This is a genomic window from Mesorhizobium sp. M3A.F.Ca.ET.175.01.1.1, assembly GCF_004791945.1.
Classification (GTDB): domain Bacteria; phylum Pseudomonadota; class Alphaproteobacteria; order Rhizobiales; family Rhizobiaceae; genus Mesorhizobium.
In genome coordinates this window covers 1-368 of sequence record NZ_SRTP01000137.1, presented here as the reverse complement: position 1 = coordinate 368, position 368 = coordinate 1, and the positions used below count along the sequence as shown (strand labels likewise).

The 368-nt window shown below is 66.3% G+C and carries 1 pseudogene; it reads left to right on the top strand.

Annotation, left to right across the window (positions count from 1 at the left end):
* Nucleotides 1-224: pseudogene (locus EN818_RS31080) on the top strand (GGDEF domain-containing protein); the annotation flags it as partial.
* Between the last annotated feature and the right edge of the window lie 144 nt (nt 225-368).

Here is a 368-nt window from a genome sequence, read left to right as displayed (position 1 = left end):
TCAGGCTGCGCATCCGCGAGGCCGACTTCGCGCCCGGCGGCCAGCCATGTCCGCTTTCGGTCAGCATCGGCGGCATCGCTTTCAGCGGCCCCACCACCTATCACGCCATGTTCCAGGTCGCCGACAGGCATCTCTACAAGGCGAAATCGAACGGACGCGACCAGGTGAGCTTCGAAAGCCCGCGCAACCGGTTATCGGGCGAGGCCGCCAGCACGTTCCACTGATCGGTTCTGTGCGACGCACCTTACCGGCTCTCACTGGCGGCTGCGATTGAGCAGCGGCCTGTGCTGGCGGATGAGCTGGCGCTCGATGTCGAGACAGGGCCTGATCAGGCCCGCGGCCGTCAATGCCGGCTCGGGCTGATGGAC